Annotated in this window: 23 protein-coding genes and 2 tRNA genes; 11 read left to right on the forward strand and 14 right to left on the reverse strand. The window is 72.5% G+C overall.

The window, feature by feature from the left end:
• Positions 1 to 320: 320 nt before the first annotated feature.
• From DS079_RS13780 to DS079_RS13790, 3 genes are all read right to left on the reverse strand, one after another.
• Entirely contained in the window at positions 321 to 863 is a 543-nt protein-coding gene (locus DS079_RS13780; RefSeq protein WP_126988437.1) for a DUF4916 domain-containing protein, read from the reverse strand.
• Entirely contained in the window at positions 860 to 1,549 is a 690-nt protein-coding gene (locus tag DS079_RS13785; RefSeq protein ID WP_126988438.1) for a histidine phosphatase family protein, read from the reverse strand. The genes DS079_RS13780 and DS079_RS13785 overlap by 4 nt, the downstream gene beginning before the upstream one ends.
• Before the next feature lie 72 nt (positions 1,550 to 1,621).
• Positions 1,622 to 1,703, reverse strand: a tRNA-Leu gene (locus DS079_RS13790).
• Positions 1,704 to 1,865: 162 nt separating this feature from the next.
• On the opposite strand from DS079_RS13790, the gene DS079_RS13795 reads away from it, so the two are divergent.
• Both DS079_RS13795 and DS079_RS13800 read left to right on the forward strand, forming a co-directional pair.
• The gene (locus DS079_RS13795; RefSeq protein WP_010549733.1) at positions 1,866 to 2,621 is read left to right on the forward strand and encodes an SDR family oxidoreductase; all 756 of its coding nucleotides are present in this window, start codon (positions 1,866 to 1,868) and stop codon (positions 2,619 to 2,621) included.
• 68 nt (positions 2,622 to 2,689) lie between these two features.
• Positions 2,690 to 3,166, forward strand: a complete 477-nt coding sequence (locus tag DS079_RS13800; protein ID WP_126988439.1) for a hypothetical protein — start codon at positions 2,690 to 2,692, stop codon at positions 3,164 to 3,166.
• 176 nt (positions 3,167 to 3,342) lie between these two features.
• On the opposite strand, the gene DS079_RS13805 is transcribed toward DS079_RS13800, so the two are convergent.
• The gene (locus tag DS079_RS13805; RefSeq protein ID WP_126988440.1) at positions 3,343 to 3,762 is read right to left on the reverse strand and encodes a YchJ family protein; all 420 of its coding nucleotides are present in this window, start codon (positions 3,760 to 3,762) and stop codon (positions 3,343 to 3,345) included.
• Positions 3,763 to 3,800: 38 nt separating this feature from the next.
• Here DS079_RS13805 and DS079_RS13810 point away from each other — a divergent pair, with 38 nt between their 5' ends.
• Together DS079_RS13810 and DS079_RS13815 are read left to right on the forward strand one after the other, a co-directional pair.
• Positions 3,801 to 4,283: a GNAT family N-acetyltransferase gene (locus DS079_RS13810; protein WP_126988441.1), complete on the forward strand. Its 483-nt coding sequence runs from the start codon at positions 3,801 to 3,803 to the stop codon at positions 4,281 to 4,283.
• A gap of 138 nt (positions 4,284 to 4,421) precedes the next feature.
• Complete coding sequence (locus tag DS079_RS13815) at positions 4,422 to 5,006, forward strand: sugar O-acetyltransferase (RefSeq protein WP_053918269.1); 585 nt, start codon at positions 4,422 to 4,424, stop codon at positions 5,004 to 5,006.
• 127 nt (positions 5,007 to 5,133) lie between these two features.
• Here DS079_RS13815 and DS079_RS13820 read toward each other — a convergent pair whose 3' ends face one another.
• Both DS079_RS13820 and DS079_RS17170 read right to left on the reverse strand, forming a co-directional pair.
• Complete coding sequence (locus DS079_RS13820) at positions 5,134 to 6,030, reverse strand: NAD-dependent epimerase/dehydratase family protein (RefSeq protein ID WP_126988442.1); 897 nt, start codon at positions 6,028 to 6,030, stop codon at positions 5,134 to 5,136.
• 469 nt (positions 6,031 to 6,499) lie between these two features.
• Entirely contained in the window at positions 6,500 to 6,637 is a 138-nt protein-coding gene (locus tag DS079_RS17170; protein WP_164736262.1) for a hypothetical protein, read from the reverse strand.
• On the opposite strand from DS079_RS17170, the gene DS079_RS17650 reads away from it, so the two are divergent.
• A complete protein-coding gene (locus DS079_RS17650; RefSeq protein ID WP_271190719.1) occupies positions 6,630 to 6,755 on the forward strand; it encodes a hypothetical protein in 126 nt (41 codons plus the stop codon). The two genes, DS079_RS17170 and DS079_RS17650, sit on opposite strands and share 8 nt — an antisense overlap.
• Before the next feature lie 173 nt (positions 6,756 to 6,928).
• Here DS079_RS17650 and DS079_RS13825 read toward each other — a convergent pair.
• The 4 genes from DS079_RS13825 to DS079_RS13840 form a co-directional block, all read right to left on the reverse strand.
• A tRNA-Lys gene (locus tag DS079_RS13825) sits at positions 6,929 to 7,002 on the reverse strand.
• Positions 7,003 to 7,131: 129 nt separating this feature from the next.
• On the reverse strand, positions 7,132 to 7,905 hold the full coding sequence (locus DS079_RS13830; RefSeq protein ID WP_126988443.1) for an ABC transporter ATP-binding protein: 774 nt from the start codon (positions 7,903 to 7,905) through the stop codon (positions 7,132 to 7,134).
• Between the two features lie 139 nt (positions 7,906 to 8,044).
• Positions 8,045 to 9,085, reverse strand: coding sequence for a TetR/AcrR family transcriptional regulator (locus DS079_RS13835; RefSeq protein WP_126988444.1), 1,041 nt, complete (start codon positions 9,083 to 9,085; stop codon positions 8,045 to 8,047).
• Positions 9,086 to 9,460: 375 nt separating this feature from the next.
• Positions 9,461 to 9,700, reverse strand: a complete 240-nt coding sequence (locus DS079_RS13840) for a hypothetical protein (protein WP_126988445.1) — start codon at positions 9,698 to 9,700, stop codon at positions 9,461 to 9,463.
• 270 nt (positions 9,701 to 9,970) lie between these two features.
• Here DS079_RS13840 and DS079_RS13845 point away from each other — a divergent pair, with 270 nt between their 5' ends.
• The 5 genes from DS079_RS13845 to DS079_RS13865 are packed head-to-tail and all read left to right on the forward strand — an operon-like array spanning position 9,971 to position 14,274.
• Positions 9,971 to 10,459 (forward strand): transporter substrate-binding domain-containing protein, encoded by a 489-nt coding sequence (locus tag DS079_RS13845; RefSeq protein ID WP_126988446.1) that lies wholly within the window; start codon positions 9,971 to 9,973, stop codon positions 10,457 to 10,459.
• Positions 10,456 to 11,496 (forward strand): cation diffusion facilitator family transporter, encoded by a 1,041-nt coding sequence (locus DS079_RS13850; protein WP_126988447.1) that lies wholly within the window; start codon positions 10,456 to 10,458, stop codon positions 11,494 to 11,496. Before DS079_RS13845 ends, DS079_RS13850 begins: the two co-directional genes overlap by 4 nt.
• Before the next feature lie 32 nt (positions 11,497 to 11,528).
• Positions 11,529 to 12,731 carry a zinc-dependent alcohol dehydrogenase gene (locus DS079_RS13855; protein ID WP_126988448.1) on the forward strand — a complete coding sequence of 401 codons (1,203 nt, stop codon included), beginning with the start codon at positions 11,529 to 11,531 and terminating at the stop codon, positions 12,729 to 12,731.
• Between the two features lie 53 nt (positions 12,732 to 12,784).
• On the forward strand, positions 12,785 to 13,678 hold the full coding sequence (locus tag DS079_RS13860) for an SDR family oxidoreductase (protein ID WP_126988449.1): 894 nt from the start codon (positions 12,785 to 12,787) through the stop codon (positions 13,676 to 13,678).
• Positions 13,675 to 14,274 carry a cysteine hydrolase family protein gene (locus tag DS079_RS13865; RefSeq protein WP_126988450.1) on the forward strand — a complete coding sequence of 200 codons (600 nt, stop codon included), beginning with the start codon at positions 13,675 to 13,677 and terminating at the stop codon, positions 14,272 to 14,274. The genes DS079_RS13860 and DS079_RS13865 overlap by 4 nt, the downstream gene beginning before the upstream one ends.
• 419 nt (positions 14,275 to 14,693) lie before the next feature.
• Here DS079_RS13865 and DS079_RS13870 read toward each other — a convergent pair whose 3' ends face one another.
• The 3 genes from DS079_RS13870 to DS079_RS13880 form a co-directional block, all read right to left on the reverse strand.
• A complete protein-coding gene (locus DS079_RS13870) occupies positions 14,694 to 15,071 on the reverse strand; it encodes a metal-sensitive transcriptional regulator (protein WP_241237671.1) in 378 nt (125 codons plus the stop codon).
• 44 nt (positions 15,072 to 15,115) lie between these two features.
• Positions 15,116 to 17,446 (reverse strand): heavy metal translocating P-type ATPase, encoded by a 2,331-nt coding sequence (locus DS079_RS13875; RefSeq protein ID WP_126988451.1) that lies wholly within the window; start codon positions 17,444 to 17,446, stop codon positions 15,116 to 15,118.
• Between the two features lie 142 nt (positions 17,447 to 17,588).
• Positions 17,589 to 17,804 (reverse strand): heavy-metal-associated domain-containing protein, encoded by a 216-nt coding sequence (locus tag DS079_RS13880; RefSeq protein WP_010549713.1) that lies wholly within the window; start codon positions 17,802 to 17,804, stop codon positions 17,589 to 17,591.
• 142 nt (positions 17,805 to 17,946) lie between these two features.
• Between DS079_RS13880 and DS079_RS13885 the strand changes: the two genes are divergently transcribed.
• Complete coding sequence (locus DS079_RS13885; RefSeq protein WP_126988452.1) at positions 17,947 to 18,789, forward strand: maleylpyruvate isomerase family mycothiol-dependent enzyme; 843 nt, start codon at positions 17,947 to 17,949, stop codon at positions 18,787 to 18,789.
• A 96-nt stretch (positions 18,790 to 18,885) separates the two neighbouring features.
• Here the strand turns inward: DS079_RS13885 and DS079_RS13890 are convergent, their stop codons facing one another.
• Complete coding sequence (locus DS079_RS13890) at positions 18,886 to 20,070, reverse strand: cytochrome P450 (protein WP_126988453.1); 1,185 nt, start codon at positions 20,068 to 20,070, stop codon at positions 18,886 to 18,888.

Raw genomic sequence — 20,070 nt, forward strand, 5'->3', positions numbered from 1 at the left:
GACGACGAACTCCGCACCGTTCAGGACATGCTCAACGCAAGACCCCGAGTCATCCTCGACGGCGCCACCCCCAGTGAGACACTCGACGAACTGATCACCACAGTCGCACTCACCGACTGAAGCGGCCTGAGGTGAAGCGGTCGAAACCTGCCACTCGAATTCTTTCGCGCCGCGCCCGTTCGCGGCCGGCCTGCGGCGCGGAGGGGAGCACAGGTGCGCGGGCCAGGGCACGGGCGCCGGAGCACGTCGGGCCAGGGCACGGGCTCAGTGAGGGGCACGAGCGCCGGTGACCGTCCAGCGGCGCCTTCAGACGATGCCGCTCAGGCGGCGCCCATGTACGCCAGCGCCCGGCGCACCAGCAGGTCGCGGCCCCCGTCCATCTCGTGGAGCGGGGAGGAGTCACCCAGCAGCTCGTCCACCCCGAACCAGGACAGCTCCAGGGCATCCTCCTGCGGGGCGGTCTCCCCGTCGATCGGGACCACGTAGGCCAGCGAGATCGCGTGCTGGCGCGGGTCGTGGAAGGGGGAGACGCCGGGGGTGGGGAAGTACTCCGCGACCGTGAACGGGACGGGGGAGACGGGGATGCGCGGCATCGCCATCGGCCCGAGGTCCTTCTCGACGTGCCGGGCGATCGCCTCGCGCAGCGTCTCGTGGATCAGCACCCGTCCGGAGACGATCGCGCGCACGATCTGACCGGCGCCGGAGGCGCGCAGCAGCAGCCCCACCTCGGCCACGGCCCCGTCCACGTCGGTGCGCACGGGCACCACGTCGACGTAGGTGATCGGCAGGTGACGGCGCAGGTCGGAGACGCGCTCCGGATCGAACCAGGAGCCCTCGGAGTCCACGGCGGTGCGGCTGCTCATGCGTTCCCTCCCGGGATCGGTGCGGTGGTGGCGGCGGCGCTCGTGGCGCCGGCGGTGGTGCGGGGCGCGAGCTGCGCCTTGTCGACGATGAAGCGGGGGTTCTGCGCCCGGGTGGGCACTTCGACGGCGTGGTCGACCTGTTCGCCGGCGATCATCCGCACCCGCCAGGTGGTGCCCTCGAGCTCGATCAGCGACAGCGTCGCGTTCGGGATAGAGGGCAGGGGGCGCTCGATGATCCCCGAGAACAGGAAGCGGATCAGGGTGCCGTGCGCGACCAGCAGCACCTTCTGGCCGGGGTAGCGGGTCTCGAGGTCCTCGAGCGCGTCGTAGCCGCGGTCGGCGACGGCCTGATGGTCCTCGCGGCCCGGGAACGAACGGCCCGGATAGCGGGCCTCCATCTCCTCGACGGGCTGTCCCTCGGCCGCGCCCCAGTCGATCTCGACCAGACGCGGCTCCGTGCCGCCGAAGGGGATGTGGTGGTCCTCGCCGATGATGCGGCCGGTCTGCTCGGCGCGCTGCAGCGGGGAGGTGATGACCACGTCCCAGTCCACGGCGGGCAGCTGGTCGAAGGCGGCGTGGGCCTGCGCGATCCCCGTGTCGTTCAGCGGGATGTCCGAGGACCCCTGGAAGAGGTTCTGCAGGTTGAAGTCCGTCTGCCCGTGGCGGACGAGCCCGAACAGGGTCATGGGGCGCTCTCCTCGATCTCGAGCCGTGTGCGGTCGTCTGCGCGGCCGCCGCCTCCGCGGCCGCCGCATGCGTGCGCGAGAAGGGACTCGAACCCTCACGCCCTCGGGCACTGGAACCTAAATCCAGCGCGTCTGCCAATTCCGCCACTCGCGCGCCGGACCAGCCTAGCGGGCGCGTCGCGGTGCGCCCGAACCGCCTCGTCGACGTGCTCCGGTAGGCTCGGGCGGTCGGAGGCGCATGACCGGACCGGTCCCGGTCGGCACAGCGCGCCCCACCCGTCACGGACACCGATCCCCGACCTCTCAGGAGTTCCCCATGAGCGCCCTCGCAGGCAAGACCGCCGTCGTCACCGGATCCTCGCGCGGGGTCGGTGCGGCCACCGCGAAGCTGCTCGCCGCCGAGGGCGCGAACGTCGTCATCAACTACCGCCAGAAGGCGCCCCGGGCGAACAAGGTCGTCGCAGAGATCGAGGCCGCGGGCGGGAAGGCCGTCGCCGTGGGCGCGGACCTCACCACGGCCGAGGGCCTCGAGGCGCTCATGTCCGCCGCGATCGAGAGCTTCGGCGGTCTCGACCTTCTGGTGCTGAACGCGTCCGGCGGCATGGAGAAGGACCTCGGCGAGGACTACGCCATGCGCCTGAACCGCGATGCGCAGGTCGCCGCGCTCGAGGCCGGCCTCGCGCACCTGCCCGCGGGCGGTCGCGTCGTGTTCGTGACGAGCCACCAGGCGCACTTCATCGACGACGTCGAGACCATGCCCGAGTACGAGCAGGTCGCCCGCTCCAAGCGCGCCGGCGAGACCGCCCTGACCGAGCGCCTCCCGGAGATGCGCGACAAGGGCGTCACCTTCGTCGTCGTCTCGGGCGACATGATCGAGGGCACCGTCACCGCGACGCTGCTGGACCGCGCCCGCCCCGGCGCGCTGGAGCAGCGCCGCGAGGCGGCCGGGAAGCTGTACTCGGTCGAGGAGTTCGCGGCCGAGGTTGCGAAGATGGCGACGGCCGACGTGGAGACCGGGCACGTGGAGCTCGTCGGCGGCGCCGACGACTTCCTGGCCCGCACCCAGGGCTGATCGTCCGACCCGTACCCTCGATCACGATACGATCTGCACAGCAGACCCTGATCAACCCGGAGGCAGTGGTGGCAGACAAGAAGAGCCTGGACGACATGCGCGACGAGGCCTATCGGCGTCAGGACAACCTCGCGTCCGACATCGATGAGCTGATCGACCGCGTGAACCCGAAGAACGCCGTGACCCGCTGGAAGAACGAGCTCGTCGGCTCGGTCAAGGGTTTTTCGGCCGCCGGTGACGGGAAGTCCGACTCGACCCTTCCTGTGGTCGTGGGCGGCGTCATCGGCGCGGTCGTGCTCGGCGCGGGCATCGCGGTGCTGGTCGCCCGCTCGCGTCGCGAGCCGACGCGGGGCGAGAAGGTCGCCGCCGCCATGAAGGAGGCGCGGCGCAGCACCGAGCGCTCCGCGAAGAAGGCCGCGAAGTCCGTGAAGAAATCCTCGCTGCCCCGCTCCAAGGGGGCGGAGAAGCAGGCCGCCGAGCTCGGCGCGATCCTGCAGGAGGCCGCGAAGCGGGCCGAGAAGAAGGTCGCCGCCGCCGGCAGCTGACCTCCGGCCGAGAGGCATCCACGGCGCCCTGGACCCCCGAACGGGTCCGGGGCGTCGTCGCGTCCGGGGGCGCGAGCACGTGGCCGACGGGCTGGCACACGGCCAGCATGCGGCCGACGAGCCGATACACAGCCGACGGCCCCGCGCCGCCCCGCTGCGGACCGGCCGGTCGGGACTCAGTCCACCCGACCGTCGAGGTAGAGCCACACCCCGTGCTCGCGCACGAAGCGGGAGAGCTCGTGCTGCACGGACCGGCCGTGGGGCCCCTTCGAGATCGCGGTGAACTCCACGGTGCCTGCGTCGTCGAACGGGCCGCCGGCTGTCGTCGAATGGATCTCGAGCCGGAGCCAGCGCACCTCCTCGGCGAGCGAGGCGGCGAGATCCTCCCGTGAGGGGGCGGTGGTGGGGTGCCAGCTTCGCAGCAGGTGCTCGAGGTCCTGCACGGCGAAGGCGGTGTACCGCGAGCGCATCAGCGCCTCGGCCGTCGGGGCACGACGCTCGCGGCGCAGCACGGGCCCGCAGCAGGCGCCGAGCACGTCACCGCTTCCGCAGGGGCAGCGGGCGTCGTCGGGCAGGGGAGCGGGGGAGTCGGCCATGGTCCCAGTATCGCGGTCGGACCTGGCAGGATCGCCCCATGACCGATCGCGACCCCGACAGCCCGGCCACCGGCACCGACGACGGGCCCGGCGCCGCCGGCCCGGCCGCACTGCCCGGCGGCTACCGCCTGGAGCACGCCGCTCCGAGGAACGAGGAGTACGTCCGTCTGCGCGAGATCGCGGGGCTCAGCCCCCGCACCTCGGAGCAGGCGGTCGGCGCGCTCGAGAACAGCTGGGCCTGGACCACGATCCGCACCGCCGACGGCGGCCTCGCCGCGATGGGCCGCACCCTCGGCGACGGCACCTGGTACTTCCACCTCGCCGACATCGCCACCGACCCCGACCATCAGCGCCGCGGCCTCGGACGCGCCGTGATGGAGGACCTCATCGACCGGATCGAGCGGGCCGCGCCCCCGCACCCGTACATCACCCTGCTCGCCGATCCGCCGGGCCAGCACCTCTACCGCTCCCTCGGCTTCATCGACTCGGACCCCAGCCTCGGCATGCGCCTGCCCCGCTGACGGGGCCGCCCGGGAGGCCTCGTGGGCCCGGCCGGCCGACACCGCGCCGGCAGGCCCGTCGGCCGCACGACCGACGCCGTCCCCACGGGGCCATCGGCCGAGGTGCGGAGCGCCGTCGTGGTTCCCTATTCTGGATTGATGAAGTCCTTCGAGATCGACGAGAACGACCCCCGCACACCGCTGGAGCGGATGCTCGCGGGGGACTGGTACCGCGCCGACGACCCCGAGATCCAGGCCGCCTTCCGCCACGCGCTGGAGGAGTCCGACCGCTTCGGTCGCGAGTACCCCGCCGATCCCGACGGTGCGCAGGAGATCCTCCGCGAGCTGCTGGGGACCTTCGGCGAGGGCGCGCACGTGCGGGCGCCGCTGCAGGTGGACTACGGCAGCCGTCTCCACATCGGGGAGGGCACCTTCGTGAACTTCGGGCTGACGGCCCTGGACGTCGTGGACATTCGCATCGGCCGCAGCTGCCAGCTCGGCCCGAACATCCAGCTGCTCACCCCGATCCACCCGCTGGAGCCCGGGCCGCGCCGGGACGGCTGGGAGGCGGCGGAGCCGATCACCATCGGCGACAACGTCTGGATCGGCGGGGGAGCGATCATCATGCCGGGCGTGACCATCGGCGAGGACTCCGTGATCGGCGCGGGGTCCGTGGTCACCCGGGACATCCCGGCGCGCAGCCTCGCTGTCGGCAGCCCCGCGAAGGTGATCCGCGAGCTCTGAGCGGTCGGTCCGGTCGGCGTCGGCAAAGGCGCGGTCAGACGCTCGTCGGCGGCGCGATCAGGCGCTCGGCGTCGGCGCGTCCGCGTTCCTGCCCATGCGCTCCTGCCGACGGCCGCGCCCGCGTCGCTCAGCGGCGCGACCAGCCCTTCGTGGACGGGCCCACCGTCGGCCGCCATCCGGTCTCGGACATGAACCGCACCGAGGAGACGCGCAGCGAGCGCCGCTGCACCTCGAGCCGGGTGCCGACGATCGCCTGCGTGATCTCGGGATAGAACTTCGCCGGCGTCTCGACCCCGGCTTCCATCGCGAGATCCTTCGCCCAGCGGCCGCGGGTGATCGGCTCACCGCCGACGTTGTAGAAGCCGCTGTCGGCCCGCAGCGCGGCGACGAAGGCGAGACCGGCATCGGTGTGGTGGAGCAGGGTGATGTAGTTCTCGGGCTTGCCCAGCAGGATCGGGTCGCCCTCGCGGGTGGCCTTCAGCGCATGGGTGGTCTGCGGGTCGCGGCCGAACAGCTGGCCGAGGCGCAGGACCACGGCGCTGCGGCCGGAGGTCGCGAAGTCCACCGCCGCTCGCATCTCCCGCACCCGGGGGCGGAACGCCTGGTTGCGCACGGACAGCGGCTGGTCCTCGGTGATCCAGTCGGTGCCGTTGTCCGGGTAGAGGAAGACGGAGGACTCCTGGATCAGCTTGCGCACGCCCGCGTCGGCGGCGGCCTTCGCGATCGCGATGGAGGCCTCGAGGTGGAGGCGGTCGTCCTCGCGCCAGGCCAGGGGGCGCAGGCCCGCCATGCCGACGGGCACGTGGGCGAGGGTGTTGATCACGACGTCATGGCCGCGGAAGGCGCGGGCGAGGTCGGTGGCGTCGAAGACGTCGGCGACCACGGCGGCGCCGCCGCGGCCCTCGACGATCGGTACACCGGAATCGCGGCGGGTGATGCCTGTGACCTCGTGCCCGGCGGCGACGAGCGCCTCGACGGCCTCCTGACCGAGCACTCCGGTGGCACCGGTGACCGCGATCCTCACGCTGACCTCCTCCGCTGAGGGCCGTTCCCCGGCCCTCGCGCTGACTTCCCTTGGGAGGTCCGAGTCTAGGGGACCGGCGCAGGTCCCCGCGCCGCCGATGGTCTCTGTGGCTCGGGCGGCACCATCGGTCCGACGGTCTCACCTTTCGCCGCATGATCGACCTCGAGCTGTTCCCGTTCCGTGCGGAGGGAGGGCTGTGGGCGCACGGTGCTGGCACCCGAGAGGCGCGTGAAGGCGTGCAAAGGTCGCGTGACGCCGCATGGAGGAGGCTCTCTGCCGCTCGCCCTTCCATTCGGTTCACGGCCTGGGCATGGTCCGCCGGTCGGTCTACGGTCGAAGGAGAGCACAAGGCTGAGCCGGCCCGAACGCTCTTGCTGCCGACGTGATGCACGTTGCGACGCTGCTCGCGGACAGTGCCTCTCCCGGACGTCGGCTCGTCTCATGTCCGGCGGCCCCACGCCTCCTCGTCTCACGTGCCCACCGCGTGAAGGCCATCGTCCGGAGGCAGGTCGATCACGTCGCAGAGAGCCGACAGAACGGAGAGTTCGACGATGCCGCGGAAACGCCGCCCCTTCGACGCCACATGGCTGCCCTTCGGAATGATCATCGGCTTCGCGCTGTCCATCGGCATCCTGCTGCCCCTCACCGGCAGTGTGCTGATCACCGCCGGAGCAGGCCTCCTGCTCGGTGCCGCCCTCGGCATCGTGCTTGGCCTTCGGCCTTGACGTCGCCCGGTCTCGGGCTCGCAGGGTCGCACGTCCTGGCCGCTGAGGGAGGGCCGACCAGATCAGCCGCGCCTGATCACGACGTGTCCGTGGGGGGACCTCGTCGATGGCCTCGGACTGTTCCGGGACACGAAGAAGCCCCACCGGATGACCGGTGAGGCTTCTTCCTCGGGTGCGCCATCAGGGACTCGAACCCCGGACCCGCTGATTAAGAGTCAGCTGCTCTAACCAACTGAGCTAATGGCGCCGACAGAGAAGAACCTTACCCCCGCGACGCCCGCTGTCCAACTCGAGAGGCCGCGCTGTGAGCGAGGGAACAGCGAGGGGCGACGAGGAGGGCCAGCGAGCAGGGGCATGGGGGCCGTCGACGCCGCGCTCACGCGAAGCGCTGCACGGCCACGGGATGGGCCGCGACGAGCTCGCGGATCTCCTCGTCCTCTGGATCGGCGAGCACCTCGGCCAGCGGGCCGCGGGCAAGGATCCGGCCGCGGCCGAGCACCGCGATCTCGGGGCACAGCCGCTGCAGCAGCTCGATGTCGTGGGAGGCGATGAGCGCGCCGATGCCGAGGCGCTCGATGGTCGCGCCGAGGGAGCGGGCGAGGCGGGCGCGGGTATTGGGGTCCACGGCGGTCAGCGGCTCGTCCAGGACGAGCAGCTCTGGCCGGGTCGACAGCGCGGTCGCGAGGGCGACGCGTTGGATCTCGCCGCCGGAGAGGGTGCGCATGGTGCGCGGCAGGAAGCGCTCCTCGAGCCCGACGCTCTCCAGCATCTCGGCGGGGGAGACGGAGTGGGTGCGGCCGCCCTTGCGGGCCTCCTTCGCGGCGAGCTGGAGGCGGGAGTCGACGGTCTCGCGAGGGTCCGTGATCGTCATCGCGTACTGGGAGACGAAGCGGACGGCGGCGCGGAAGCGGCGCCTGTCCTTCCCCCGCAGCTTCGCGACGTCCCGCCCTTCCCACTGGACGCGGCCGGCGCTGGGACGGTGCTCCCCGGCGAGGGCCGCCAGCAGCGTGGTCTTGCCCGCGCCCGAGGCTCCCAGCAGGCCCAGCGGCCCCTGCCCGGCACGCAGCTCGAGGTCCACCCCTTCGAGCACGACCTCACCGGGATAGCCGGCGTGCAGGGCGGTAGCGGTGAGGGCGGTGGGTGCAGGCATCGGTGACTTTCTCGCGGAGTGTGCGGCCTCGGTCACTCTAGCCAGCCCGGCTGGACCGCGCCGGGGAACACCCTCGGAGCGGACCACCCGGGCGGGCGACCAGACGGCTCCCGACGAGGCCCGACGCGGTCCCACGGAGTCAACCCACGACGTCCTTCGAGAGGAACGAGCGCATCATCCGGGCGAGCTCCTGGACGGGACCGTCGTCATGGGTCGGACCCTGCATCGCCCGCACCGTCTTCTCGCGGACGGCCAGGTTCAGCACGAGCCCGAGCAGCGCCCTGCCGGCGAAGCCGGGATCGACGCCCCTGCGCAGCATCCCCTGCTCGCCGTAGGCGGTGAAGCACTGCTCGAAGATGTTCTCGTGCACGCGTCGCAGCCGCGCCATGCGGAAGCGTCCCGGGTGATCGCCACTGACCGCTTCGGCGGCGAGCGTGGCCAGCAGCCGCACGTGCAGGGCCCCCGGGTGCCAGGTCGCCGCGAGCTCCTGCATGAGCGCCTCCGGCTCGACACTCAGCCGCTCGACCTCCTCGAGGGTCCGCTGCGTGCGGTCCTCGAGAGAGTCGATGACCGTGTGGAGCAGGCTGTCCTTCGAGGGGAAATGGTGCATGAGCCCCGGATGGGAGATCCCGATGTGGCCGGCGATGTCGCGCAGGCTCGCCCCGTGATAGCCGTGCTCGGCGAACATCTCGGCGGCCCCGGCGAGGATCTCCTCCCGCCTGCTGCGCGGTGCGATGCCCCGACGGGCGCGCTCGGTGAGGATCGTCGGGCTCGCCGCGGCGGACGGGAGCCGTCGGGAATCGTCGGATCCAGCGGTCGCCGGGGCATCGGCCCGCCGGTGGAGCCGCAGCGGCGGCGAATCCGAGCCGTCGGCCCTCGGGGCGGCGGAGCTGAGCGGGCACGACGGGAGCGTCCCGGGTGCCTTGATGCTCAGGGGCACCGCCTGCTCGGGATCGGCGAGGTCGATCGCCTGACGCAGGGGGAGGAGCCCATCGACGTCGATGTGCTGCATGTCCAGGAGGTCCAGGGTGAGGCGCGGAGCAGGTTCGAGACCCCGGGCCTGGGCCACGACGGGGAGCACGGAGTCGTAGGTCCGGGCGGTGAGGCATCCGGCGATGGAGAGGACGACCTCGTGGAGGTCCAGATCGACATGGACCGTCACGGAGAGGGAGTGGGGCATGAGAGGAGGCCGTTTCGTGCACGCTGGCGGAGAGGCCTCCTGCTAGACCTCACCCGGAGCCTAGCCCACCCGGGGACGAGCCGCGCTCCTGCGTCTCGAACGACGTGGTCGAGGGCGCGGAACTCACCGAGGCGACGAGCTGGGCCGCCAGCTCGCTCCACGTGACGTCGCGGTGTTCGAGGCCGTCGTGGGAGCTCGACGGCCTCCTCCCGGCTGCATCGGTGGCGGCCCGTGAGGATCCCTACCGCATGGTCGGTCTCCGTGCGGGACGCCGACGCGGCCCGGCCCCGGCATCGCTCGTCCGGGAGCGCTGCCGGGGCCGGCCCGGTCGGCGCGCGAGGACAGGGGCCGGGCGCGCCGACGCGGGTGGGTGGGTCAGCGGGCGCCGAGACGCCGTGCCAGCAGGCCCTCGGCGAGCTCCGCACCCTTCGTGCTGTCGCTCTGCGCCCTGCCGAAGAGGTCGGCGCGCTCGGTGTCGCCGGCCTCCTCCGCGTCGGTGCGGTAGGTCTCCAGTCGCAGGGCGTTGGAGGGGCACTGCTCCGCGAACCAGATCGGGTCGTCGTTCTCGTCCTTCGTCCCGGTGATCCGTCCACCGCCGTCGGCGAGGTGCATCATCGCCCCTCTCTCCGGTCGTCCGTCGATCGGTCGTGCGGCACAGTCGTCAGGACGGCACCTGCGTGTCCCACCCCATGCCCCGTCGCCATGAGGGTCAACCGGCCACGGCGCCCCTGCAGGCCGGAGTCGTGGACCGATCGGACGGCCGGGCGCGGACCGCGCTGAGTAGGGTCGAGCTCATCGAGTCGCGCCCTGAGACAGGACAGCGGTGCGGAGACGAGCGGTGCGCGGCGACGCGCACGGAGGACACGAGGAGACGGAGGCGCGGGCATGACCAGTCCCCGACGGCCCACGGCGCTGCTGCTCGTCGCGGCGGCGTCGATCCTCCTGGCCGGCTGCCAGGGCGGCTTCCCCGCGGATCCCCAGGGCACCCTCGACCGGGCCCGAGAAGGCGTGCTCCGGGTCGGTGTCAGCGAGAACCCGCCCTGGACCGACGTGGCCCCGGACGGCACCGTCGGCGGCTCCGAGGCCGAGCTGCTCACCGACTACGCCCAGACGATCGACGCCGAGGTCGAGTGGGTGCCGGCAGGGGAGAGCACCCTGGCGGCGATGATGCGGGAGGGACAGCTCGACGTGGTCGTCGGCGGGCTCGCCTCCGACGTCCCCTGGACCTCCGAGATCGCCACGACGCGCCCCTACACCACGACCACGGGGCCCGACGGCGCAGAGGTGAAGATCGTCGTCGGAGTCCAGCCGGGCGAGAACGCGCTGATGACCGACATCGAGCGGTTCCTCGCCGAGCGCGGGGGCGAGCTGTGAACGGCTCCGAGGGCGAGGGCGGCGAGGAGGCGACGGGGTCGGGCCACGACGCCTTCGGCGAGGAGCAGCGCGAGACGCTGCGCCGGGCCCGACGCCTCGAGTGGATCACGCTGGCCTGGATGTCGGCGACCGTCGCGCTGGTCGCGCTCGTCGCGGGGCAGTCCCAGGCGATGCGGGCCGCCTGGGCGGAGGACATGCTCTCGCTGCTGCCCCCGATCGCCTTCCTCGTCGCGGCGCGCCGGATCCGCAAGAGGCCCGACCGCCTGCACCCCTACGGCTTCCACCGCTCGATCGGGGTCGCCCACCTGGTCGCCGCGATCGCGCTGCTCACGATGGGCGGCTATCTCGCGATCGACTCGGTGATGACCCTGGTGACCGTCGAGAGGCCGCCGATCGGACTGACCGTCCTCTTCGGCCACGCGATCTGGTCCGGCTGGCTGATGGTCGCCGTGATGGCGGTGACCAGCATCGGCCCGGTGTTCCTGGGGTACAAGAAGCTCGCGCTCTCCGAGACGCTGCACGACAAGGTGCTGTTCGCCGATGCCGACATGAGCAAGGCCGACTGGTCCACCGCGGTCGCCACCATCGCCGGTGTGATCGGGGTGGGGCTCGGACTCTGGTGGGCGGATGCGACCGCCGCGCTGCTGGTGTCCGTCTCGATCCTGCATGACGGGGTGAAGAACCTTCGCAGCTCGATCGGCGGGCTCACCGACGCCGAGGCGCGGACCTTCGACGACTCCGCACCGCATCCGCTGACGCGCCGGATCGAGGAGCGGGCGAAGGAGGAGTCTTGGGTGGGGGAGGCCTCGGCCCGGGTCCGCGACGAGGGGCACGTCTTCCATGCCGAGGTGTTCGTGGTCCCCGCCGCGGGGACCGAGCCGACCCTCGACCGGATCGCCGCGCTGCGCGACCGGATCGAGGAGCTCGACTGGAAGGTGCACGACGTCGTCATCGCCCCCGTTCCCGAGCTGCCGCCTGCGCAGACCTTTCGGTCGACACTGCGGACGGGGCCGACGGCGCCCCCTAGCGTGGAATGAGAACCCCGAGATCACCACCGGAAGGCTGGACCATGAGAGCAGTGACCTGGCAGGGCACCGAGCACGTGAGCGTCGAGACCGTGCCCGACCCGATCCTCCAGCAGCCCACCGACGCGATCGTCCGCATCACCTCCACCGCGATCTGCGGCTCCGACCTCCACCTGTACTCGGTGCTCGGACCGTTCATGACACCCGGCGACATCATCGGCCACGAGCCGATGGGGATCGTCGAGGAGGTCGGCTCCGAGGTGACCGGGGTGCGCCCCGGGGACCGGGTCGTGGTCCCCTTCACGATCTCCTGCGGGCACTGCGCCATGTGCGGGCAGGGGCTCCCCTCCCAGTGCGAGACCACCCAGGTGACCGAGCGCGGCACGGGAGCCGCGCTGCTGGGCTACTCGAAGCTCTACGGCCAGGTCCCCGGCGGTCAGGCCGAGCACCTCCGGGTGCCGCACGCCGACTACGGTCTGATGAAGGTCGGCACCGAGCTGCCCGACGACAACTACCTCTTCCTCAGCGACATCCTCCCCACCGCGTGGCAGGCCGTGCAGTACGCCGGTGTTCCGGCGCACCGCACCCTCGCGGTGATCGGCCTGGGACCTGTCGGCCAGCTGTCGGCCCGGATCGGGCGTCACCTGGGGGCCCGCGTGTTCGGCATCGATCCCGTCCCCGAGCGCCGGGCCATGGCCGAGCGTCACGGCATCGAGGTGCTGGACCTGAACGAGGACGCCGTGGGCGAGATCCGCGAGCGCACCCAGGGACGCGGGCCCGACGCCGTCGTCGACGCCGTGGGCATGGAGGCCGAGGGCAGTCCGGTCGCCGGTCTCGCCCAGACCCTCGCCGGCAAGCTTCCCGACGCGGTCGCGCAGCCGCTCATGGAGCGCGCCGGGGTGGACCGGCTCGCTGCCCTGCACACCGCCATCGACCTCGTGCGCCGCGGCGGGACCGTGTCCCTCTCCGGCGTCTACGGCGGCGCGGCCAGCCCCATGCCGCTGCTGACGATGTTCGACAAGCAGCTCCAGCTGCGCATGGGCCAGTGCAACGTGCGGGTCTGGACCGACGCGCTGCTGCCGCTGGTCGAGGACCCCGAGGACCCACTGGGCGTCGGCGACCTGGTCACCCACCGGCTTCCTCTGGAGGAGGCGGCCGTGGGCTACGACCTCTTCCAGCGCAAGCACGACGGCTGCATCAAGGTGGTCCTCGACCCGACGATCGCCTCCGCCCCGACGACTCCCTGAACCGCTCCCGACGCACCGCCGCGGACACCCACCACCGAGACCGAGGAGGACACATGTCCGATCAGCTCACCTTCACGAACCCCGTCACTCGCTTCCCCGACATCTCCCCGCCGAAGCAGGACCAGCCCGAGCCCGGACTGGATGCCGAGCTGATCCCCGGCACCGACCGCGGCGAGAAGTCCTATCGCGGCACCGGCCGCCTCGAGGGCCGTCGCGCGCTGATCACCGGCGCCGACTCCGGCATCGGCGCAGCGGTCGCGATCGCCTTCGCGCGGGAGGGTGCGGACGTCGCGCTGAACTACCTCCCCCAGGAGGAGGAGGACGCCCAGCACATCGCGGGCGTGATCCGGGAGGCGGGGCGCACCGCCGTGCTGCTGCCCGGCGACCTCACCGACGCGGACTTCTGCCGCCGACTCGTCGAGGACGCCGTGGAAGGGCTCGGCGGTCTCGATGCGCTGGTGAACAACGCGGGCCGACAGATCGCGGTCGAATCCCTCGAGGAGATCGACGACCAGCAGTGGGAGGACACCTACGCGGTGAACATCCACGCGATGTTCCGCATCACCCAGGCCGCGCTGAAGCACCTCCCCGCCGGCTCCACGATCGTGAACTCCACCTCGATCCAGGCCTATCAGCCCTCGCCCACGCTCGTGGACTACGCCTCCACCAAGGCGGCGATCAACAACTTCACCAAGGGGCTCGCCCAGCAGCTCGCTCCGCGCGGCATCCGCGTCAACGCAGTCGCGCCGGGCCCGATCTGGACCCCGCTCCAGGTCTCCGACGGACAGCCCAAGGAGGCGCTGCCGGAGTTCGGCAAGAGCACGCCGCTCGGCCGCGCCGGCCAGCCCACCGAGCTCGCGCCGGCCTACGTCTTCCTCACCTCCTCCGAGTCCAGCTACGTGCTCGGGGAGACCCTCGCCGTGACGGGAGGGAGCCCGACCCCGTGAGCCCGGACCGCACGACGCGCACCGCGGAACCGGGAACGACGCCGCGCACCGCGTTGCTGCTCGTCGACCTGCAGGAGGCCTTCTTCGAGGCTCCCGGCCTCGCCGGCGCCCGCGCCGACGTCCTCGCCGCGGTGGGGGCGCTCGCGGACGGAGCTCGCGAGGCCGGGGCCCCGATCCTGCTGGTGACGACCGAGCACAGTCGCGATCGCTCCACCTGGACGCTGAGCATGCTCGAGGACGACCACGGCTACCTGTTCCACGACGATCCGAGCACCGCTGTGGTGCACGAGCTGGACACCTCCGGGATGACCGGCGTCGAGAAGACCCGCGACAGCGCCTGGTTCGGGACCGACCTCGCCCTGAGGCTCCGGAACCTGGGCGCGGACCGGGTGCTGATCGCCGGCGTCTCGACCCACGCCTGCATCGCCCAGACCGCCCGGGACGCCTATGCCCACAACGTCCGCGCCGCGGTGGTCGAGGATGCGGTCGCCGACGAGCGGACCGAGCACATGCGCACCGTCCTCGACCTCCTGGTCGACGATCGGCAGGCGGAGCTCGTGACGCTCGAGGATGCCCTCGGACGTCTGCGGTCCTGAGCGTCGCGCGGCACGCTCTCAGGAGGCGCGGTGGGCCTGGCGATCCGGATCGGGGTCCTAGTGGCCGGGGCGCGGGGCGCCGTCGTCAGGCCGCAGCCGGACCGGCAGACGTTGTACCCGTGCTCGGCGAACATCTCCGACGCGCCGTCGAGGATCTCCTCCCGACGTCCTCGGGGCGGTGTGCGCAGGTTGTCGCCGTCGGGCTCTGTCCGTGGGGATGACGGTCGGTGGTCCCCGTCCGTCGCGTCGTGGCCGTGAGACGGCTCAGTGGCGGCTCCATGCATCGGTGTGCTCCTCGTCCCTCGCGGTGCGTCGGTCAGAGGCGGTATGTCGCGTCCGCTCCGTCCGGGCATGTGATCGGCGCCACGTCGTCACCAGCGTAGGCGATGCCCGGCTCCGCGGACCCCGAAGCCGTCCTGTCAGGAGCGCACGAGCCGGGCGATCGCGGCAGAGGCCTCCTTGAGCTTCTCCTCGCCCTCGGGGCCGCCGGAGCGGGCCGCGTCCAGGACGCAGTGCTGCATGTGGTCGTCCAGCAGGCCCATCGCCACGCCGTCCAGCGCGCTCTTCAGCGCGGAGATCTGCGTGAGGATGTCGATGCAGTACTTCTCCTCGTCGACCATCCGGTGCAGACCCCGGGCCTGGCCCTCGATCCGCTTCAGGCGCGCGAGATAGCGGGACTTGTCGGTGATGTAGCCGTGGTGGTGCTCGTGGCCCTCGGCGGCACCGGCCTCCGCGGCGCCCGTCACGGGAGCCTCGGCGGCGCCGGCGACGGCGTCAGTGGGATCGATGGTGGGCATGGGGTCCTCCTGGGGTGGGCGACCGGGGAGAGCGGAGCGGGCGGTCAGGCCGCGGCCTTCTGACGGTTCTCGGGCGTGGCGGAGGCCGACGCCTGCGGGTTCTCCAGCGCACGGCTGCGGAAGGACCGCAGGCGCAGGCTGTTGCCGACCACGAACACGCTGGAGAACGCCATCGCGGCCCCGGCGAGCATCGGGTTCAGCAGGCCCAGCGCCGCCAGCGGGATGGCCGCGACGTTGTACGCGAAGGCCCAGAACAGGTTGCCCTTGATGGTGGAGAGGGTACGACGGGACAGGCGGATCGCGTCGGCCGCGGAGCGCAGGTCGCCGCGCACCAGGGTGATGTCCCCGGCCTCGATCGCGACGTCGGTCCCGGTGCCCATCGCGAGCCCGAGGTCGGCCTGGGCGAGCGCCGGGGCGTCGTTCACGCCGTCGCCGACCATCGCGACGATCCTCCCCTGCTCCTGGAGCCGGGTGACCTCGGCGATCTTGTCTTCGGGCATGACCTCGGCGATGACCTCGCCGATCCCGACCTCGGCCGCGATGTGCTCGGCCACGGCGCGGTTGTCGCCGGTGAGCAGCACAGGGGTGAGGCCGAGGCCCTTCAGCTGGGTGATGGCCTCGGCACTGGTGGGCTTGACGACGTCGGCGACGACGAGCACGCCGCGCGCCTCGCCGCCCCAGACCACGACCACGGCGGTCTCGCCGCGGGCCTCCGCGGACGCCTTCGCGGTGGCGAGCTCGGCGGGCATCGCGGCGCCGTCCAGCAGGTTCTCCCGTCCGACGAGGACCCGGGCGCCCTCGACGGTGCCGCGCACTCCGCGACCGGCGAGGTTCTCGAAGTCGGTCACCTCGGGCAGGGTGCCGTCGGCCCCCGCCGCCCCCCGGGCGGCAGCGCCCTGCGCGATGGCCTGGGCGATCGGGTGCTCGGAGGCGTTCTCGACGGCGCCGGCGCGGCGCAGCAGCTCTGCCGGGTCGGTGTCGGGGGCGGCGACCGCCTCGGTGAGGGTCATCCTCCCGGTGGTGACGGTGCCGGTCTTGTCCAGCAGCACGGTGTCGACGCGGCGGGTGGACTCGAGCACCTCGGGCCCCTTGAGCAGGATGCCCATCTGGGCGCCGCGGCCGGTGCCGACCAGCAGGGCGGTGGGGGTGGCGAGGCCGAGCGCGCAGGGGCAGGCGATGATCAGCACCGCGACGGCCGCGGTGAAGGCGGCCTCGGCGCCGTTCCCGGTCAGCAGCCAGGCGGCGAGGACGACGATCGCGATGACGAAGACGATCGGCACGAAGATGCCCGAGACCCTGTCGGCGAGGCGCTGGATCTCGGCCTTGCCGGACTGGGCGTCCTCCACCATCTGCGCCATGCGGGCGAGCTGGGTGTCGGCGCCGACGCGGGTCGCGCGGACCACGAGGCGGCCGCCGGCGTTGACGGTCGCGCCGGTGACGGCGTCGCCCTCGCCCACCTCGACGGGCACGGACTCGCCGGTGAGCATCGAGGCGTCCACGGCGGAGCTGCCCTGCTCGACGACGCCGTCGGTGGCGATCTTCTCGCCGGGTCGGACCACGAAGAGGTCTCCCTCGGCGAGCTCGCCGACGGGCACGCGCACCTCGGCGCCGTCCTTCAGCACGGCGACGTCCTTCGCGCCCATGTCCAGCAGGGCGCGCAGCGCGGCGCCGGCCTGGCGCTTCGAGCGCTTCTCGAGATAGCGGCCCAGCAGGATGAACATGGTCACGCCCGCGGCGACCTCGAGGTAGATGTTCGCCGCGCCGTCGGTCCGGCCGATCGTCAGCGAGAACTCATGGGTCATCCCCGGCATCCCCGCGCTGCCGAGGAACAGGGCGTACAGCGACCAGAGATAGGCGGCGGTCACGCCGACGGAGATGAGCGTGTCCATGGTCGTGGCGCCGTGGCGGAGGTTGATCGCGGCGGCGCGGTGGAAGGGCCAGGCCGCCCACACCACGACGGGGGAGGTGAGCGTCAGGACGAGCCACTGCCAGTTCGTGAACTGCAGCGCCGGCACCATCGACAGCACGATCACCGGGATCGTGAGGAGCGCCGCGCCGATCAGGCGCTGGCGCAGGGAGCGCAGCTCGGGATCCTCCGACTCCTCGGCGTCCTCCCCCTCGGAGCGCTCCTTCGGCGGGGCGGGGAGGGCGGCGGTGTAGCCGGCCTTCTCGACCGTGGTCACGAGCTGCTGGGGGTCGTAGCCTTCCGGCGCCATGACCCGCGCCTTCTCGGTCGCGTAGTTCACCGACGCGCTGATGCCGTCAAGCTTGTTGAGCTTGCGCTCGATGCGGTTCGCGCACGAGGCGCAGGTCATGCCGCCGATCTCGAGCTCGATGCCGACGTCGAGCGGCCGCGGGGCCTCTCTGGTGCTCATCCTGGGGCTTCTTCCTCGCGGGCTGCGACCGCGTCGTATGAGGGGTCGGGACGGGTCCGCGGCGGCCGGTGGGGACCGGCCGCCGCGGGAGGGGAGGGCCGCGCAGGGTGACGTCTCTGCCGCGGGGCGACCCTCGGAGGTCTCAGGCGCGGACGGCGGAGTAGCCGGCCTCCTCGACGGCGGCGAGCACGGCGGCCTCGTCGACCGCGGCGTCGGAGCCGACGCGGAGCAGGCCGGTCTCGTGGCTGACCTCGACGCCGGTGACGCCGGGGACCTCGCCGACCTCCTCGCGGACGGACATCTCGCAGTGGCCGCAGGTCATGCCGGTGACCTGGAAGTCGATCGTGGTCGCGCTCATGGAACTCTCCTCGTGATGATCCGGGTATACCCTCAAGGGGTATCGAACTATCTCCATTTATACCCCCAAGGGGTATATGGATTCAAGGTCCCCGCGGGGGAACGGGGTGTCGTCCGTCACCCCGGGGTGCTTCGATGGGGCCATGAGCATCGATGCCGTTGCCCACATCCGCGAGGAGACCGAGCGGTCCGTCGCCGCCCTCACCTCCGTCGACCCCGAGCAGAGCGTTCCCACCTGCCCCGACTGGACCGCCGACGACCTGCTGTGGCACCTCGCCGAGGTCCACGAGTTCTGGGCGGCGATCCTCGAGTCCGGGGCGACCGACGAGGAGCAGGTCATGGCGATCGAGGAGGGCAAGGACGCGCGGCCCGCCGAGCGCGACGCCCTCCTCGCCCGCCGCGCGAGTGCGACCGAGGCGCTGCTGTCCCAGCTCGTCGCACGCGCCGACGACGAGCCCGCCTGGTTCTGGTACTCCGCCGTCCAGGGCGTGGGGATCACCCGCCGCATGCAGACCCACGAGGCGACGATCCATCGCGTCGACGCCGAGCTCACCGCCGGCCGCTCCGTCACCCCGATCCCGCGGCAGATCGCGGCCGACGGGCTCGCCCACGTGCTCGAGGTGATGTGGCCCGCCGGCTTCGAGTGGATCCCCGACTGGGCCGAGACGCGTCCCGTCGCCGTCGTCGAGATCGCCCCCGAGGGCGGCACCGCCCGGATGCTGGAGATCAGCCGCTGGAGCGGGACCCGGCCCCGTGACGGGAAGGAGTTCGACGCCCCCGTCGGCCGCCTCCTGTCCGAGGGGCAGGCTCCCGGCGACCTGCCTCGGGCCCGCGCCGCCGGCACCGCGCAGGCGCTGGACCTGTGGGCCTGGGGGCGCGAGCAGGCCCTCGCGCACCTGGAGGGCGAGGAGCAGCGCGTGGCCGTCCAGGGAGACTCCGCCGGCATCGCCCAGCTCGCCTCGCTCATCGCCGAGGGGCACGACTGACCTCTCGATCTCGTGGTGCGCCGGCGCCGGCCGTCGGCCGCGCAGGGCCCGCGCGCAGGTGCGGAGCACCCCCGCCCTGCCGCGCGGCGACGGCGCTCAGCCCCGCGGCACCAGAACCACCGGGACATGTGCCCAGCCGCCCACCGGCGCGATCTCCCGCTCGCCGGGCGTCTCGCCGGGGCGCACGTCCGCCGCGGAGAGCAGCGCCTTCAGCAGCGTGAGCAGCTCGAGCGTCGCGAGGGGGCGGCCCGGGCAGACGTGGGGACCGGCGCCGTAGACCAGGTTCCGCTCCGCGTTCCCCGCGGGGTCCAGCGCCTCCGGATCGGGGAAGACCCGCCCGTCACGATTGGCCGAGGTCCAGTGCACCAGCACCCGCTCGCCCGCACCGATCTCGTGACCGGCGAGGGACACGGGGCAGGTCGTGACCCGCCTGTTGGAGACGAAGGGGTCGTCGATGCGCAGCAGCTCGTCGATGATCGCGGTCGCCTCCTCGTCCGAGCCGTCCCGAACCCGGTCCGCGAGAGCGGGGGCATGGGCGAGGGCGTGGAGCAGCACCCCGGTGCACAGCGCGATCGAGCCGAGGTCCCCGCCGGTCCAGTTGCGCAGGATCGAGACGATCTCCTCCTCGTGCAGCGCCCGCTCCGTCGAGCCCGGCACCTCGGGATCCGGCAGCGGCACCCGCAGCCGCAGCAGCGCGGTGGTCGGATCCTCCGGTGCGTCCTGCTCGGCGGCCCGACGGGGTGCGAGCACCGAGCGGATGATCGCGTCGAAGTGCTCGGCGACCTCGCGGGTCCGCTCCAGCTCTCCTGAGCGCGAGGCCTCGTGGTTGTCGGACATCCACTGCAGCAGCTCGGGCTCGAGCACGGCGGGCCAGCCCAGCCACGCGGTCTGCCCGCGCACCGCGAACACCGCGCCGAGCGCCGCGACCGCGTCGATCTCCGTGCCGGCCGCTCCCACCCCGTCCAGCAGCTCCTCCACGAGGCCCCCGGCGACCTCGCGCAGCACGGGGGCGAGGCGGGCCATCTCCTCGGGACCGAAGAACGGATCGGTCGCCGCGCGCATCGCGGCGTGCTCGGCGCCGTCGAGGCCGTTCGGCACCTGGAGGAAGCGGGAGACCTCGGAGGAGAAGCTCTCCGCGTCCTCGACGACCGCGAGCGCCTCGGCGTGGCCGAGCACCACCCAGGTCCCGTCGGGCGTGCGCGCCAGCGGCGAGCGCTCGCGCAGCTCGTCGGTCGCGGAGCGGGGTTCGAGTCCGGCGGGGTCGAAGGTCGGCAGGCTCAT

This window comes from Brachybacterium paraconglomeratum (genome assembly GCF_003994255.1).
Lineage (GTDB): Bacteria > Actinomycetota > Actinomycetes > Actinomycetales > Dermabacteraceae > Brachybacterium > Brachybacterium conglomeratum.